This is a genomic window from Phenylobacterium haematophilum (genome assembly GCF_014196295.1).
In the GTDB taxonomy this organism is placed as follows: domain Bacteria; phylum Pseudomonadota; class Alphaproteobacteria; order Caulobacterales; family Caulobacteraceae; genus Phenylobacterium; species Phenylobacterium haematophilum.
Genome location: NZ_JACIDK010000001.1, coordinates 191,591 through 207,260, shown reverse-complemented (window position 1 = coordinate 207,260; position 15,670 = coordinate 191,591). Strand labels below are relative to the sequence as shown.

The following is a 15,670-nucleotide window of genomic DNA, read 5'->3' as shown; positions in this document are numbered from 1 at the left end:
CGTCCTCGCCTCACTTTTCGTTAGCTTGCATTCCAAGACTTATCGTGGCAAGCCGGAGCCTGGCCAGACGCCCGATCAAGGGCGCGGTCGGGAGGAAGCACGCACGTGGACGCCTGGATTTACGACGCAGTCAGGACCCCGCGCGGCAAGGCCCGCCCCGATGGATCGCTGGCCGCCAACACGCCGCAGGCGCTGGTCGGAGCGCTGGTCGACGCGTTGGAGACGCGTGGTCAGGACCCGCGCGCGAGCCAGGCGATGGTGCTGGGCTGCGTCGGCCAGATCGGCGACCAGGGCGGCAACATCGCGCTTGTGTCCAAGCTGCATTCCGGCGTCGCCGAAGACGCCTACGCCTTCACGCTCAACAACTATTGCGTCTCAGGCCTGACCGCGATCGGCCACGCCGCGACCATGATCGCCGGCGGCGCGATCGACCGCGCTCTGGCCGGCGGGGTCGAGATGATGTCGCGCGTGCCGTTCATGGGCGACAACGCCGGCTACTACACGGACGCGAGCTTCCCGAAGCGCTCGCGCTACATCCCCGTGGTCGTCGCGGCCGACCGGTTGGCGCAGGCCGAGGACGTCAGCCGCGAGCAACTCGACGCGGTCGCCCTCGCCTCCCAGGTCCGCACCGGCCAGGCCGAGGCCAACCCGGCGCTGATCGCTTCGCGCATCGCGGTCGGCGCGGCGGCAGCCGAAGAGTGCGCCCGGCCGCAGACCACGGCGGAGTCCCTCGCCGCGATGCCCGCCGCCTTCGCGCCGCTGGCGGCGACCTATGCGGAAGCGTTGGACGGCCCGATCGACCATCGCCACACCATCGCCCACGCCCCGCCGGTCTGCGACGGCGCCGGCCTGGCCGTTGTCGGCGGCGCGCCGAGCGGCGGCTGCAAGGCCCGCGCCCGAATCCTGGCCTACGCCGAATCCGGCGGCGACCCGCAGGCTTCGTTGCTGGCCGGGTTCTCGGCCATGGACAAGGCATTGGCGAGGGCCGGCCTGACCCTGGCCGACATGGACCGCGTCGAGTTCATGGAGGCCTTCGCGGTCACCATCGCCAAGTTCCTGCGCGACCGGCCGGCCGATCCGGCCAAGGTCAATGTCGGCGGCGGCCACCTGGCCAAGGGCCACCCGATGGGGGCCACCGGCGCGATCCTGCTGTCGTCGCTGCTGGACGCCCTGGACGCCGCCGACGGCCGCCTGGGCCTGGTCGTCGCCACCGGCGCGGCCGGGGTCGGCGCGGCCATGGTGGTCGAACGCCTCGCCTGATCGGAGCCGACGATGATCCTTGTTCCCGCCGACCACATCGCCGCGTACCGCGCCCAGGGCTGGTGGGGCGAGACCACAATGGTCGACCTGCTGGACCGTCATGTCGCCGAGCGGCCGGGCGACGACGCGCTGATCGATCCACCGAACACGCAGGCCGTCATCGGCCGCGATCCGCGCCGGCTGACCTGGCGCGAGCTGGGCCAGGCGGTCGACTGCCTGGCCGCAGCGCTGCACGGCGCGGGCCTGGGGAAGGACGACGTGCTGCTGGTGCAGCTGCCCAACGTGGTCGAACTGACCCTCGCTTATCTGGCCGCCTTCAAGCTCGGGATCATCGTCACGCCTGCGCCGGTTCAGTACCGCGAGAACGAGCTCTCCAGCATCGTGCGCCGCACCGGCGCCAAGGCGGCGATCACGGGCGCCGTCATCGGCGGCCACGACCATGTGGCGCAGCTGCGCGGCCTGGCGCTGCAGACCATCTTCAGCGTCGGCGCGGCCGAGGCCGCGGTGGATCTGGACGCGGCCATGAGCGGCGTCACGTCGGAGCAGCTGGCCGCGGCGAAGCACGCCGCCGACGCCGCGGCGATCACCGCCGACGACGTGGCGACGATCTGCTGGACCTCCGGCACCGAGGCCGAGCCCAAGGGCGTGCCGCGCAGCCACAACGAGTGGCTGATCATGGCCCAGGGCGTGGTCGCCGCCGGCCGGCTGTCGATGGGCGCGCGACTGCTGAACCCGTTTCCGATGGTTAATATGGGCGGGGTCTCGACGGCGCTGGCCGGTTGGCTGCTGATCGGCGGGACGCTGATCCAGCACCATCCGTTCGACTTGGCGGTGATGCTGGCGCAGATGCGCGAGCACCCCATCGACTACACCGTCGCCCCGCCGGCGGTGCTGAACCTGCTGACCCACGATCACAAGCTGCTGGAGGGTGTCGACTTCAGCCGGCTGCGGGCTATCGGTTCGGGCTCGGCGCCGTTGTCGGAGACGATGATCCGCGCCTTCCACGACCGCTATGGCGTCGAGATCGTCAACTATTTCGGCTCCAACGAGGGCATGTCGCTGTGCGGCACGGCCGACGACATTCCCGGCCATGGCGAGCGGGCGACCTACTTCCCGCGAGTCGGCGCGCCGGGCTTCGACTGGGCCTATCCGCTCAACGACCGCTTCTTCAGCCGCCTGGTCGATCCCGACACCGAGGAAGAGATCAGCGAACCTGGCCGCCCGGGCGAGATGCGGATCAAGGGGCCGACCGTGTTCGCCGGCTATTGGCGCGCGCCGGAGCTGACCGCCAAGGCGTTCGACGCCCAGGGCTGGTTCCGCACTGGGGACCTGTTCGAGATCGCCGGCGACCGGGCGCAGTACTACCGCTTCGTCGGGCGGCTGAAGGACATCATCATCCGCGGCGGGGTGAACATCTCGTCCGAGGAGCTTGAGGGCCACCTGATGGCGCACCCGGAAATCGCCGAGGCCGCGGTGGTCGGCGTGCCCGACGAGCGGCTGGGCGAGCGGGTCTGCGCCTTCGTGACGCCTCGACCGGGCAAGACCGTGGACCGCGAGGCGATCAACGCCTTCCTGACCGGCGAGCGCAAGGTCGCGGTGTTCAAGCAGATCGAGCGGCTAGAGATCCTGCCTGGCCTGCCCCGCAATCCGGTCGGCAAGGTTCTGAAGCGCGAGTTGCGGGCGGCGCTGGCCTAGCGCCCCGTTTCATCCGGGTTTGCGAAGCAAGACCGGGACGCATGAACACCGGATACGCGGGCGGCGTCACGGCCGCGCCACGCCTGGCTATGCTTGCGCGAATGGGTGCCGGACAGGCGCTGCGCGCTTTCCGGGATGACACGCATAGAAATGTCCCTGGCGATGCGGCTGACCCATTGCCCCGCTCTGCGCACCCCATTAGTATCATTTCGCAAGTAACAAGTCGGGAGGACGAACTGATGGCTGCGGCGGACAAACCTCGCCTGGATTTCGATGGGCTGCGCCCGCCGAGCCCGTTCCTGACCGAGAAGCACGATGCCTGGCGTCAGCAGCTGCGGAACTTCATCGAGGCGGAGATCAATCCGAACCTCGACGCATGGGACGCGGCCGCGACCTTCCCTGACGAGCTCTATGTGAAGGCCGCCAAGGCCGGCGCGCTGGGCATGGGCTTTTCGGAAGAGCTGGGCGGCACCGGCGAGGACATCGACCTCTATCACCGCATCATCTTCGCCGAGGAGTTCTTCCGGGCAGGGTCAGGCGTGGTGTTCGCCGATCTCGCGACCCATTGGATCGCCCTACCCCCGATCATCGCCTTCGGCCCCGAGGAGATGCGCGAGCGCGTGGCCAGGCCGATCCTGCGCGGCGAAAGGAAGATCGCCTTTGCAGTCACCGAGCCCTCGGGCGGTTCGGACGTCGGCGCCTTCCAGACGACGGCCGAAAAGCGCGGCGACAGCTACATCGTCAACGGCGGGAAGACGCTGATCTCAGGCGCCACCCGCGCCGACTTCCTGCTGACCGCGGTCCGCACCGGCGGTCCCGGCGTCGGCGGCCTGTCGCTGCTGATGATCGAAGCCGATCGCCCCGGCGTCTCAAGCGCTCCTGTTAAGGGCCTTGGCTGGTACAACGGCAATAACGGCACGCTCACCTTCGACAATGTCGAGGTGCCGGCCGCCAACCTGATCGGGGTTGAGAACCGCGGCTTCGCGGGCCTGGCCAACCAGTTCAACATCGAGCGCTTCAGCGGCATCGCCGCCACCCTGGCCATGGCTCGCACGGCCATCTCGGAGGCCATCGACTGGTCGCGCCAGCGTCATACCTTCGGCCAGCGGTTGATCGACCACCAGGCCATCCGCCACAAGATCGTCGAGATGATCCAGCGGGTGAACGCCTGCTACGCCTTTCTCGACATCCTGGTCTGGCGCTTCCAGCGCGGCGAGACGCCGGTGGCCGAGCTGGCGATGATGAAGGTCCAGGCGACGACGACCCTGGAGTTCGTGGCCCGCGAGAGCCTGCAGGTTCTGGGCGGCCGCGCGTACACCGGCGACAACCGCGTCGAGCGCATCTATCGCGAAGCGCGCATCTTCGTGATCGGCGGCGGCTCGGAAGAGATCCTGCGCGACCTGGCCGGGCGTCAGCTCGGGTTCTGAGGCGGCGGGCTGCGGCTCCCTCAAGGCGAAGTCCGGCGTTGCTTTCAAAAACGGACCTGCCTCGGCGGAACTGGCGTCGGAAGCGGCCAATCCCAACTGGACAGGGGGGTTGTGCGGCTATACGCCTGGATGCAGGAGACCCATGGCCCGCACCCGCAAGATCGTCAAAAACTCCGTCCACCGAGCGCTGAACACGATCGGCGACCGCTGGAGTCAGCTGATCATCCAGGAGGCGTTCCGCGGGGCGACACGCTACGAGGAGTTCCGCGCGCGCACCGGCGCGCCGCGGAACACCCTGTCGAACCGCCTGCGAGGCCTGGTCGCCAGCGGCATCTTCGAGCAGCGCGCCCATCGCGAAGGCGCGGCGCGCCAGTCCTATCACCTGACGCCGATGGGCCTGGACCTGTTCGACTCGGTGCTGATCGCCTGGTGCTGGGGCATCCGCTGGGACGCCACCGCGCCCAACGGCCCGGCTGGGCTCGTCCACACCGAGTGCGGCAAGTCGATGCTGCCGATGATGGTCTGCCGCCACTGCGGCGGCGACATCTCGCTGCACACCTGCAGCCACCATCCGGGTCCGGGCGCGGGCTACGAAGAGGTCGAGATCGCCCGCCTGCACCGTCGCCGCCAGTCCGGCGCGGAGGACGCCCCCCGGCAGGCGGCCGACGTGGTCGACATGACCGGCGACCGCTGGACGGGCCTGGTCATCTCGACCCAGTACTTCGGCATCCACCGCTTCGACGACATCCAGTCGATGCTGGACATCGCCACCAACATCCTGACCGACCGCCTGCGCGTTCTGGTGGCCAACGGCGTGTTCGAGCGGCGGCTCTACGAGATGTCGCCGCCGCGCTACGAATACTGGCTGACCAAGAAGGGCAAGGACCTCTATCCGCACGCCCTGGCCCTGCTGATCTGGGCTGACAAGTGGTTGCTCGAGGACGACCAGCCGCCGGTCATCGTCACCCACAACCAGTGCGGCCATCCAGTCGACAGCGTGGTGATCTGCAGCGAGTGCCGCCACCCCCTCACCCCCGAAACGGTGACCGAGCGGCGAACCAAGGAGCGCAAGGTGAGCGCCGCCTAGAATCCTCCGGGATCGAACAGCGCAGCTAGGCGTTCCCCACGCGGAATTGGAGGGACGCAATGAGCCTGGACAGCCTGATGATCCGCAGCGCCAACCTGTTGGGCGCGCCGTTGAAGGACGCTTCCGGCAAGAAGCTCGGCACGATCCGCGAGATCTATTTCGAGCGCGACACCGGCCAGGCTCGGTTCGTGGCGCTGGAGTTCGGAGGGCTGTTCGGCGCGAGCGGCAAGTTCCACCCGATCCCCTGGCGGGCGCTGCGCTATGACGAGGCCTCGGACAGCTACCTCACCGATCTGGGCAAGGACCTGCTGAAGAACAGTCCGGGCTATGATCGCGATCAGATGAACGACACAGCTTACGGCTGGAGCGAACAGGCCGAACGCTACTTCCGGGTCGATCCGGTCTAGCCGCCCTCGGGCGGCCGCCGCATCTACCTTAACAAGGGGTTGCGGGAGAAAATTGAGGCCGCGTGAGCGTTTTCTCAACCATGGCGCGCCAGGATCGCCGTCATGGCGTCGATCGACGAACACGTTCTGACCGCGGGCCCTGGCTGGAAGCCGCTGGGTTTCGATGTGCTGCGCTTTGCGCGGTTCCTGACCGTCGGCGGCCTGGCGGCCGGTACGAACTTCACCTCGCGCTTCGCCTGGAGCCTGGTGCTGCCGTTTGAAGCCGCGGTGATATGCGCCTACGCCACGGGCATGGCCGTCGCCTTCGTGCTGTTCCGCCTGCTGGTGTTTCCCGGCTCGCCGCTGCCGATCGGCGTGCAGGCGCGCAACTTCGCGATCGTCAACGCGATCGGCGCGACCCTGACCTTCCTGACCGCGACGCTGCTGGTGCGCGGCGTGTTCCCGGCCATCGGCTTCACCTGGCACGCCGAGACCATCGGCCATGCCCTGGCGATCGTCGTGCCGGTGGCGACCAGCTGGATCGGCCACCGCCGCTTCACATTCGCGCGCGCGGGCTAAGCCCGACCTTTACGTTTCCCTTATGCGCGGCGGGCGCGTCCCGTCTCGAACCCTGACGCTTGCGCGGCGCATCCTCCTGGCCTGAACCTGGCTATGGAGGCTTCTGCCTTGGCGGATCTCATCTTTCTCGGCGTCGGCGCGGGGGCGTTCGCCCTGTTCGCGCTGCTGGCCGTTGGATTGAGGCGCATCTGAAGATGCTCGTCGATCTCCTCTGGGCGGGCGGCGCGATCGCCGTGGCCGCCTACATGCTCGCCGCGCTGCTGCGCCCCGAGCGCTTCTGACGGATCACTGACATGACTTGGCAAGGATGGGCGGAGATCGCCCTGACGCTGGCCGCAGCCATCGGGCTCGGCTGGCCTCTCGGCGTCTATATGTCCCGGGTCTGGAATGGGGAACGCACCTGGCTCGATCCGGTGCTGCGGCCGGTTGAGCGGCTGGTCTACGCCGGCTGCGGCGTCGATGCGAACAAGAGCCAGACCTGGTTCGGTTACGCCGCCGCGCTGCTGGCCTTCAACGCGGCCGGGTTCTTCCTGGTTTACGCGATCCTGCGGCTGCAGGGCGCCCTGCCGCTGAACCCGCAGGGCTTCGGCGGGGTCAGTGAGCACTTGGCGTTCAACACCGCCGCCAGCTTCGTGACCAACACCAATTGGCAGTCCTATGGCGGCGAGACGACCATGTCTCAGTTCAGCCAGATGGCGGCGCTGACGGTGCAGAACTTCGTTTCTGCAGCCACCGGAGCGACCATCGCCGCGGCCCTGGCGCGCGGCTTCGTCGGCCATCGCGGCGAAGGCGTCGGCAACTTCTGGGCCGACCTGACGCGCACCACGCTCTATGTGCTGCTGCCGGCCTCGATCGTGCTGGCGGTGACGCTGGTCGCGCTGGGCGTGCCCCAGACCCTGGCGGCCTCGGCCCAGGCCGCGACGCTGGAAGGGGCTGAGCAGAAGCTGTCGCTGTTCGCGGTCGCCAGCCAGCTGGCCATCAAGCAGCTCGGCATCAACGGCGGTGGGATCTTCAACGTCAACTCGGCCCACCCGTTCGAGAACCCGACCCCGCTGACCAACTTCCTGACCGCGGTGTCGATCAACGTGCTGGGCTGGGCCGCGTACTTCGCCTTCGGCCGCTCGGCCAAGGCGTTCAAGGACCTGCGCGCGCTGGCGGCCGCCGCCGCCGTGCTGCTGTCGCTCGGGGCGGCCGGCGTCTACCTGGCCGAAACCCAGAGCCCCCCTGCCCTGGTCGCCGCCCAAGTCGACGCCAGCGCCAACATGGAGGGCAAGGAAGTCCGCTTCGGACCGGCCGCCTCGGCCGCCTGGACGGCGCAGACCACCGGCGCCTCCAACGGCTCGGTCAACGCCATGCACGCCAGCTACATGCCGCTGGGCGGCGGGATCGCGATGTTCCTGATGATGCTGGGCGAAATCCTGCCCGGCGGCATCGGCTCGGGCGTGGCGATCATGGTCGTCATGGCGCTGCTGGCGGTGTTCGTCGCCGGGCTGATGGTCGGCCGCACGCCCGAGTACCTGGGCAAGAAGGTCGAGGCCAAGGAGATCAAGCTGGCCATGCTGGCGGTGCTGGTCGTGCCGCTGTCGATGCTCGGCTTCTCGGCGATCGCCGCGGTGCTGCCCGAAGCGTTGAAGGGCCTGCTGAACCAGGGGCCGCACGGGCTGTCGGAGATCCTCTACGCCTATGTCTCGACCACAGCCAACAACGGCTCGGCCTTCGCCGGCCTGACCGCCAACGCGCCCTGGTGGAACACGACGCTTGGCCTGGCCATGCTGATGGGCCGCTTCGTACCGATCGTGGCGGTGCTGGCCATAGCCGGTTCGCTGGTCGCCAAGCCCAAGCTGGCGCCGTCCGCCGGCACCCTGCCCACCGACAGCGGCCAGTTCGTCGGCCTTCTGATCGGCGTGATCCTCATCCTCGGCGGGCTGCAGTTCTTCCCTGCCCTCGCGCTTGGTCCCATCGTCGAGCACTTCCAGGTGCTCGATGTGCTGGCCGGCCGCTAACCCTAGGCGTCAGCACATGACCGCATCCTACGCACCGCAGGGCGAGAGCCGCCGCAAGGCCTCCACCCTCGCCACCAGCCTTTCAGGTCCGATGATCACCCGCGCCGCCCGCGACGCGGTGGTCAAGCTCGATCCCCGTAAGCTGACCGGCAACCCCGTCATCTTCGCCACGTGGATCGTGGCGCTGCTGGCCAGCGCCTCGGCGATCAACGAGATCGTCGCCGGACGGCCGTTCGGGTTCGAGATCCAGATCGCGCTCTGGCTCTGGGCGACCGTTCTCTTCGCCAACCTGGCCGAGAGCGTCGCCGAGGGCCGCGGCAAGGCGGCCGCCGACTCCCTGCGCGCCTCGCGCGTGACCACCAAGGCCAAGCTGATCGTCGATCCGGCGACCGGGACCATCCTCCCGACCCCGGCCCACAAGCTGGGCGTCGGCGAGGTCGTGCTGGTCGAGGCCGGCGACGTGATCCCCGCCGACGGCGAGATCATCGAGGGCGTGGCCTCGGTCAACGAGGCGGCCATCACCGGCGAGTCCGCCCCGGTGATCCGCGAGAGCGGCGGCGACCGCTCGGCCGTAACCGGCGGCACCACCGTGGTCTCCGACTGGATCAAGGTGCGCATCACCTCCGAGGCCGGCCAGACCTTCCTCGACCGCATGATCGCGATGGTCGAGGGCGCCGACCGCCGCAAGACGCCCAACGAGATCGCCCTGGCCGTGCTGCTGGCCGGCCTGACCCTGATCTTCCTGATCGCCGTGGTGACCCTGCTGGGCCTGGGCAAGTTCTCGGGCGTGCAGCTCTCGCCGATGGTGCTGGGCGCGCTGTTCATCACCCTGATCCCGACGACGATCGGCGGCCTGCTGTCGGCCGTCGGCATCGCCGGCATGGACCGCCTCCTGAAGGTCAATGTGCTGGCGACCTCGGGCCGCGCCGTCGAGGCGGCCGGCGACGTCGACACCCTGCTTCTCGACAAGACCGGCACCATCACCTTCGGCAACCGCATGGCGACCGAATTGATCCCCGCGCCCGGCGTGCGACCGGAGGCGGCGATGCGCGCCACGTTGATGGCCTCGCTGGGCGACGAGACGCCCGAAGGCCGCTCGATCGTCGAATTGGCCCGGGCCGAGGGCCTGGACGCCGAAGCGCCGCATGGGGCGACCATCATCCCGTTCAGCGCCACGACCCGCCAGTCGGGCCTGGACGCCGACGGCCAATCCTGGCGCAAGGGCGCGGTCGATGCCGTGGTGCGCGGCCTGGGGCTGACGCCCGAGCAGGTCCCGACCGAGCTGTCGGCGGCGGTGGATCGCATCGCCCGCTCCGGCGGCACACCGCTCGCCGTCAGCGAGAACGGCGCTCTGGTCGGGGTCATCCACCTTAAGGACGTGGTGAAGCCCAATGTGAAGGAGCGGTTCGCCGACCTGCGCCGCATGGGCCTGCGCACGGTGATGATCACCGGCGACAACCCGGTCACCGCCGCCGCCATCGCATCTGAAGCCGGGGTCGACGATTTCCTGGCCGAGGCTACGCCCGAGGACAAGCTGCGGCTGATCCGCGCGGAACAGGCCAAGGGACGGCTGGTCGCCATGTGCGGCGACGGCGCCAACGACGCTCCCGCCCTGGCGCAGTCCGACGTCGGCGTGGCGATGCAGACCGGCGCCCAGGCCGCCCGCGAGGCCGGCAACATGGTCGACCTGGACAGCGACCCGACCAAGGTCATCGAGATCGTCGAGGTCGGAAAGCAGATGCTGATCACCCGCGGCGCGCTGACCACGTTCTCGATCGCCAACGACGTGGCCAAGTACTTCGCGATCATACCGGCGATGTTCGTGGTCGCCCTGCCCAGCCTTGGCGCGCTGAACATCATGGGCCTGTCGAGCCCGCAGAGCGCGATCCTCTCGGCGGTGATCTTCAACGCCCTGATCATCGTGGCGCTGATCCCGCTGGCGCTGCGCGGGGTCCGCTACCGGGCGATCGGCGCGGCCAAACTGCTGTCGCGCAACCTGCTGATCTACGGCCTCGGCGGCCTCGTCGCGCCGTTCGTCGGCATCAAGCTGATCGATCTCGCGATTTCCGGGCTGGGGCTCGCCTGATGCTGCTGCGTGAAACCCTCGTCTCGCTGGGGCTGATCGCCCTGCTTTTCGCCTGCGCCTTCCTGGGCGCGGCGCTCTAGGACCGCAAAACCATGCTCTCCCTCATTCGTCCCGCCGTCGTTTCGATGGCCTTCTTCACCCTGCTGCTGGGCCTGGCTTACCCGCTGCTAATGACCGGCATCGGCCAGGCCGCCTTCCCGCGCCAGGCCAATGGCAGCCTCGTTCTCGAAGGCGGCAAGGTGGTCGGCTCGGAACTGGTCGGCCAGAACTTCGCGCAGCCGCAGTACCTGCATCCGCGCCCCTCGGCGGCCGGCGCCGAGGGCTATGACGCCAGCGCCTCCTCGGGTTCCAACCTCGGCCCGCTGAACCCGGATCTGGCCGAGCAGGTCGCCGAGCGGGCCGACGCGCTGCGCGCCGAAGGCGTCAAGGGGACGATCCCGGCCGATGCGGTCACCGCCTCGGGCTCGGGCCTCGACCCCGACGTCTCGCCGCAATACGCGCTGCTGCAGGCCGAGCGCATCGCCACGGCCCGCGGCGTCGATCCAGCCCAGGTACGCGCGCTGTTGCAGAGCCATGTGGAAGGGCGCACCTTCGGCGTCCTCGGCCAGCCGAGGGTCAATGTCCTGATGACCAACCTCGCCCTCGACGCCCGCTTCCCGCCCCCGACGCCATGAGCATGGACGAACCCAGACGGCCGGACCCGGACGCCCTGCTGGCGGCGACCAAACAACCGGGCCGAGGACGCCTGAAGGTGTTCCTCGGCATGTCGCCAGGGGTCGGCAAGACCTTCGAGATGCTGCGCGCCGCTCGCCGCCGAAAGGCGGAGGGCGGCGACGTCGTTGTCGGTGTGGTCGAGACCCATGGCCGTCGCGAGACCCAGTCCCTGCTGCGCGGATTGGAGGTGATGGCTCGTCGCCCGATCGAGTATCGCGACCGCACCTTGCTGGAATTCGATCTGGACGCTGCGCTGGCGCGACGGCCGCAGTTGCTGCTGGTCGACGAGTACGCCCATTCCAACGCCCCGAGCTCGCGTCACGCCAAACGGTGGCAGGACGTCGAAGAACTGTTGTCGGCCGGCATCGACGTCTGGACGACGCTGAACGTCCAGCACCTGGAGAGCCTGCGCGAGGTGGTCTGGAAGATCACCGGCGTGCGCCAGCGCGAGACCGTGCCCGACAGCGCCCTGTCGCGCGCCGACGAGATCGAGCTGATCGACATCACGCCCTCGGAGCTGCGCGAGCGGATGGCCGAGGGAAAGGTCTATATCGGCGACACCGCGCGGCTGGCCGCCGAGCGGTTCTTCAAGCCCGAGAACCTGACCGCGCTGCGTGAACTGGCCCTGCGCCGCGCGGCCCAGACGGTCGACGATCAGCTGATCGGGGCGATGAAGGCCGCCGGCGTCGAGGGCCCTTGGGCGGCAGGCGAGCGGATCCTGGTGCTGGTCGGGACGGATGGGTCTGCTGGGGCGCTGGTGCGGACCGGCCGGCGGTTGTCGGACATGATGATGGACGCGCCCTGGACCGTGGCGCACGTCGAGCGGCCGAACGCGCCGCCCTCGCCGGCCGGCGGCCAGGCGCGGCTGAACGAAGCGCTCAAACTCGCCGAGCAGCTCGGCGCGGCCACGGTGGTCCTGACCGGCGACGACCTGGTCGCCAGTGTGCTCGACTACGCCCGGCGCAACAACGTCACCCAGATCGTGGTCGGCAAGTCGGGACGCCGCCGTCGCAATCCCTTCCGCCGCTCGTTGATCCGCGTCTTGCTGGACGAGGCCCAGGGGGCGGCCCTGCACGTGGTGACCGAACCAGGCGAGCCGGAGCCGCCCGCGGCCCGACATATGGTCCCCTTACGGGCTTGGCCGTGGACCGGCCACGTGGCGGCCGCCGCCATGGTCGTGGTCGCCGCGCTGCTGGCCAGCGTCACATTCCAGGTGGCCGAGACCGCCAACCTGGCGATGATCTTCATGCTCAGCGTGCTGGTCAGCGGTCTGGCCTTCGGGCTGTGGCCGGCGCTGACGGCGGCGACGCTGAGCGCCTTCATCTACAACTTCTTCTTCCTGGAGCCGCGGCTGACGGTGCGTATCGGCCACCCGGCGGACGTCCTGACCTTCGGGGTGTTCTTCGCCGTGGCCTTGACCACAGGCTGGCTGACCGGCCGCATCCGCGATCAGGCCCGCGCGGTGGCGCAACGGGCGTCGGCGATCTCGGCGCTGCTGGCGGCCAGCCGCCGGCTTTCCTCCGCGGCCAAGCAGGACACGGCGGCGCAGGCCCTGGCCGAGCAACTGGCGGCCGCCACCAGCGGCGCAGCGGTGGTGCTGACTCCGGAACGCGACGACCTGGCGCTGACGGCCGCCTCGCCGGCGCTGGAGGCCCTGGCCCCCGGCGACATGGCCGCCGCCCGCTGGGCCTGGGAAAAGGGCGAGCCGGCGGGGGCCGGCACCGGCACCCTGCCCAACTCCGCCTGGACCTTCCGGCCGCTGCAAGGCGTGAAGGCACGGGCGGGGGTGGCCGGGGTCGAACCCAAGGCGCTGGCGGCGGAAGACAACGAGCGGTTCGTCGCCGCCCTGCTCGACCAGGGCGCCGTGGCGCTCGAGCGGGCCGAGTTCGCCGCCCAGGCGGCCGACGCAGAGGCCCTGCGCCGCACCGACCGGTTGCGTGGGGCGCTGCTCAACTCGGTCAGCCACGACCTGCGCACGCCGCTGTCGACGGTGCTGGGCTCGGTCACGACACTGCTGGACTACGGAAAGTTTTTGAAACCCAACGTCCAGCAAGACCTTCTTCAGTCCATTCGCGAGGAAGCCGAGCGGCTGAACCGCTATGTCGGCGACCTGCTGGACATGACCCGGCTGGAGGGCGGCGCCCTGGTCACTCGGCGCGAATGGGTCGACATCCGCGACGTGCTGCGCGCCGCCGTCGAGCGGGTGCAGCGGCGGCTGGACAAGCGCAGCGTGGCGCGCGACTTCCCCGCCCAGCTGTCGATGGTCAAGGCCGACGCGTCGCTGCTGGAGCAGGCCCTGGTGAACATCCTCGAGAATGCGATCGCCTACAGCCCAGACGGCTCGGCCATCGAGGTCGCCGCCTATGAGGACCGCGGCAACGTGGTGATCTCCATCGAGGACGAGGGCCGCGGCATCCCGACAGAGGAGCTGGAGCGGGTGTTCGAGAAGTTCCGCCGCATGGAGGAAGCCACCGACCGCGGCAAGGGCGCGGGGCTGGGCCTTGCCATCTCCAAGGGCTTCGTCGAGGCGATGGGCGGGCGCATCGCGGCGGCAAGCCCGATCCATGACGGCCGAGGCACCCGCATCCTGATCAGCCTGCCCAAGGAGCACGTCATGCCGGGGCACATGCTGTGAGCGCCAGCCGTCCCCGCATCCTGGTCATCGACGACGAGCCGCAAATCCACCGGTTCCTGCAGCCGGCGCTGGAGGCGGCCGGCTATGAGCCCGTACGCGCCGACACCGCCGCCGACGGCCTTAAGGAGATCGCCCGCAAGGCGCCCGACGCAGTGGTCCTGGACCTCGGCCTCCCCGACTTCGACGGCAAGGAGGCGCTGACCCGGGCGCGGGCCTTCTATGACGGCCCCATCATCGTGCTGTCGGCCCGCGACAAGGAGACCGAGAAGATCGACACCCTCGACATGGGGGCCGACGACTATGTGGAAAAGCCTTTTGGAGTCGGCGAGTTGCTGGCGCGTCTTCGCGTCGCCTTGCGTCACCGGCTGAAGTCGGCAGGCGCCGAACCGGTGGTCACGGCCGGGGACCTGACGGTGGACCTCGTCAAACGGTTGGTGAGCCGCGGCGGCCACGCGATCCGCCTGTCGCCCAAGGAGTACGATCTGCTGGCCCAGTTGGTCGCGGGCGGCGGCAAGGTGGTCACCCATCGCCAATTGCTCACCGCGGTCTGGGGCCCGGCGCACGAAGCCGACGTGCAGTATCTGCGGGTGTTCGTCGCCCAGTTGCGCCAGAAGGTCGAACCCGACCCGTCCGCGCCGACCCTGATCACCACCGAGCCAGGGGTCGGCTACCGCTGGACCGGCTGAAGCGCGCCGCGCTTGGTCAGGGCCAGCACCCCATCATAGGGGATCGCCGGGATTTCCCGCAGGCGCATGCGCCACCAGGCGCCCCAGCCCATCTGGCGCGGCCCGGCCAGCACCGAACCATCGACGCTGGGCACGCCCAGCGCAGCGAAGCAGAGCCGCGTGCGCGGCGTGTGATAGCTGTCTGTGCAGACGATGACGCCGGGCAGGTCATGAGCACGGACGTATCGCGCCGCGGCGACGACCGTCTGCAGGGTGTCGAGGCTCTGCTCGTCGAGCACCAGCCGGTCGGCCGCCAGCCCCATGCCGGTCAGGCGCTCGGCCATGATCGAGGCTTCCGAAGGGCCGTAGCGCCCCACCCCGCCTGAGCAGAACACCAGGCTTTGTGGTTTCGCTTCAGCCAGCCGAAAGCCGCCCTGGATCCGGCGAAGGAGGGCTGGACTGGCGCGGCCGTCCGGGCGGACGGCGGCGCCAAGAATGACGATGAGAGGAGCAGGCACGCGCCGGAGAATGGCGACGCCCTAACGCCGGCGCTAGGCCCCGGCGTTCATCGGCGGGCGGTATTCTTCCAGCAGGTCTTCCTGCTCGGCCAGCCGCACCGCGCTGCGTACGTTGAGACGCGTCAGCACGTCGGCGTCGTCGCCATAGGTGTCGCGCGCATAGGCCAGCTGCTCGCGCCAGGCGATCCGCGCCAGACTGTCGGTCTCGCCGACGAAGAGGATGTCCACGCCACGATCCGCAGGCTTGCAGATGACGTAGTTCGCGCCGGCCGGCGGCAAGACGCGGTCTTCCTCCAGAACCGAGTAACGGTAGAGGGCGCCGGACTTTCCGGCGATTTCGACATGACGACGGGTCAACCCACGCTCCCGACTGATAGGCACATGTTCAGAGGGCGGATCGGGCCGCCAAGTCTCCTTAGCGCCTGCGACTTGGGCGAAATCTTGGCCGCCGCCTGCGACCTAGGATCACCTTGTCGCGAGACACGTTCCATTGGCTGGCGCCACGGAACAACCTTCGCCATAAGGCGTTCGGCGTGGTGAGGCGGCTCTGCTAGGTTCAAGCTTGAGGCGTTTCGATTCAAGCGGACGCCAGCTTACGAGGCCCGACGCGAGCCG

Annotated in this window: 13 protein-coding genes; 11 read left to right on the top strand and 2 right to left on the bottom strand. The window is 69.2% G+C overall.

The genetic code is table 11. The features are described from left to right. The first annotated feature begins 105 nt into the window (after positions 1-105). From GGQ61_RS22575 to GGQ61_RS01030, 11 genes are all read left to right on the top strand, one after another. Entirely contained in the window at positions 106-1,260 is a 1,155-nt protein-coding gene (locus tag GGQ61_RS22575; protein ID WP_183769528.1) for a thiolase family protein, read from the top strand. Between the two features lie 12 nt (positions 1,261-1,272). After that, positions 1,273-2,955 carry a class I adenylate-forming enzyme family protein gene (locus tag GGQ61_RS01080; RefSeq protein WP_183769527.1) on the top strand — a complete coding sequence of 561 codons (1,683 nt, stop codon included), beginning with the start codon at positions 1,273-1,275 and terminating at the stop codon, positions 2,953-2,955. 239 nt (positions 2,956-3,194) lie between these two features. After that, entirely contained in the window at positions 3,195-4,382 is a 1,188-nt protein-coding gene (locus GGQ61_RS01075; protein WP_183769526.1) for an acyl-CoA dehydrogenase family protein, read from the top strand. A 142-nt stretch (positions 4,383-4,524) separates the two neighbouring features. Then, positions 4,525-5,469 carry a winged helix-turn-helix transcriptional regulator gene (locus GGQ61_RS01070; RefSeq protein ID WP_183769525.1) on the top strand — a complete coding sequence of 315 codons (945 nt, stop codon included), beginning with the start codon at positions 4,525-4,527 and terminating at the stop codon, positions 5,467-5,469. Positions 5,470-5,528: 59 nt separating this feature from the next. Then, positions 5,529-5,876: a PRC-barrel domain-containing protein gene (locus tag GGQ61_RS01065; RefSeq protein WP_183769524.1), complete on the top strand. Its 348-nt coding sequence runs from the start codon at positions 5,529-5,531 to the stop codon at positions 5,874-5,876. Positions 5,877-5,978: 102 nt separating this feature from the next. After that, on the top strand, positions 5,979-6,434 hold the full coding sequence (locus tag GGQ61_RS01060) for a GtrA family protein (protein WP_183769523.1): 456 nt from the start codon (positions 5,979-5,981) through the stop codon (positions 6,432-6,434). A gap of 293 nt (positions 6,435-6,727) precedes the next feature. Then, on the top strand, positions 6,728-8,437 hold the full coding sequence (gene kdpA, locus GGQ61_RS01050) for a potassium-transporting ATPase subunit KdpA (RefSeq protein ID WP_183769521.1): 1,710 nt from the start codon (positions 6,728-6,730) through the stop codon (positions 8,435-8,437). Positions 8,438-8,528: 91 nt separating this feature from the next. Then, the gene (gene kdpB, locus GGQ61_RS01045; protein WP_425500965.1) at positions 8,529-10,523 is read left to right on the top strand and encodes a potassium-transporting ATPase subunit KdpB; all 1,995 of its coding nucleotides are present in this window, start codon (positions 8,529-8,531) and stop codon (positions 10,521-10,523) included. 92 nt (positions 10,524-10,615) lie between these two features. Continuing rightward, complete coding sequence (kdpC, locus tag GGQ61_RS01040) at positions 10,616-11,197, top strand: potassium-transporting ATPase subunit KdpC (RefSeq protein WP_183769519.1); 582 nt, start codon at positions 10,616-10,618, stop codon at positions 11,195-11,197. Next, positions 11,194-13,872: a sensor histidine kinase gene (locus GGQ61_RS01035; RefSeq protein WP_183769518.1), complete on the top strand. Its 2,679-nt coding sequence runs from the start codon at positions 11,194-11,196 to the stop codon at positions 13,870-13,872. The genes kdpC and GGQ61_RS01035 overlap by 4 nt, the downstream gene beginning before the upstream one ends. Beyond that, entirely contained in the window at positions 13,869-14,558 is a 690-nt protein-coding gene (locus GGQ61_RS01030; RefSeq protein ID WP_183769517.1) for a response regulator, read from the top strand. The genes GGQ61_RS01035 and GGQ61_RS01030 overlap by 4 nt, the downstream gene beginning before the upstream one ends. Here the strand turns inward: GGQ61_RS01030 and GGQ61_RS01025 are convergent. Together GGQ61_RS01025 and GGQ61_RS01020 are read right to left on the bottom strand one after the other, a co-directional pair. Next, positions 14,540-15,055, bottom strand: a complete 516-nt coding sequence (locus GGQ61_RS01025) for an ElyC/SanA/YdcF family protein (RefSeq protein ID WP_183769516.1) — start codon at positions 15,053-15,055, stop codon at positions 14,540-14,542. The two genes, GGQ61_RS01030 and GGQ61_RS01025, sit on opposite strands and share 19 nt — an antisense overlap. Before the next feature lie 33 nt (positions 15,056-15,088). Next, complete coding sequence (locus tag GGQ61_RS01020) at positions 15,089-15,412, bottom strand: hypothetical protein (RefSeq protein ID WP_183769515.1); 324 nt, start codon at positions 15,410-15,412, stop codon at positions 15,089-15,091. Positions 15,413-15,670: the final 258 nt, after the last annotated feature.

What these genes read in the sequence shown, in the direction of transcription:
- GGQ61_RS01075 (WP_183769526.1), top strand. Translation starts at nt 3,195, where the DNA reads ATGGCTGCGGCGGACAAACCTCGCCTGGATTTCGATGGGCTGCGCCCG.
- GGQ61_RS01035 (WP_183769518.1), top strand. Translation starts at nt 11,194, where the DNA reads ATGAGCATGGACGAACCCAGACGGCCGGACCCGGACGCCCTGCTGGCG.
- GGQ61_RS01080 (WP_183769527.1), top strand. Translation starts at nt 1,273, where the DNA reads ATGATCCTTGTTCCCGCCGACCACATCGCCGCGTACCGCGCCCAGGGC.
- kdpA (WP_183769521.1), top strand. Translation starts at nt 6,728, where the DNA reads ATGACTTGGCAAGGATGGGCGGAGATCGCCCTGACGCTGGCCGCAGCC.
- GGQ61_RS01065 (WP_183769524.1), top strand. Translation starts at nt 5,529, where the DNA reads ATGAGCCTGGACAGCCTGATGATCCGCAGCGCCAACCTGTTGGGCGCG.
- kdpB (WP_425500965.1), top strand. Translation starts at nt 8,529, where the DNA reads ATGATCACCCGCGCCGCCCGCGACGCGGTGGTCAAGCTCGATCCCCGT.
- GGQ61_RS01070 (WP_183769525.1), top strand. Translation starts at nt 4,525, where the DNA reads ATGGCCCGCACCCGCAAGATCGTCAAAAACTCCGTCCACCGAGCGCTG.
- kdpC (WP_183769519.1), top strand. Translation starts at nt 10,616, where the DNA reads ATGCTCTCCCTCATTCGTCCCGCCGTCGTTTCGATGGCCTTCTTCACC.
- GGQ61_RS01060 (WP_183769523.1), top strand. Translation starts at nt 5,979, where the DNA reads ATGGCGTCGATCGACGAACACGTTCTGACCGCGGGCCCTGGCTGGAAG.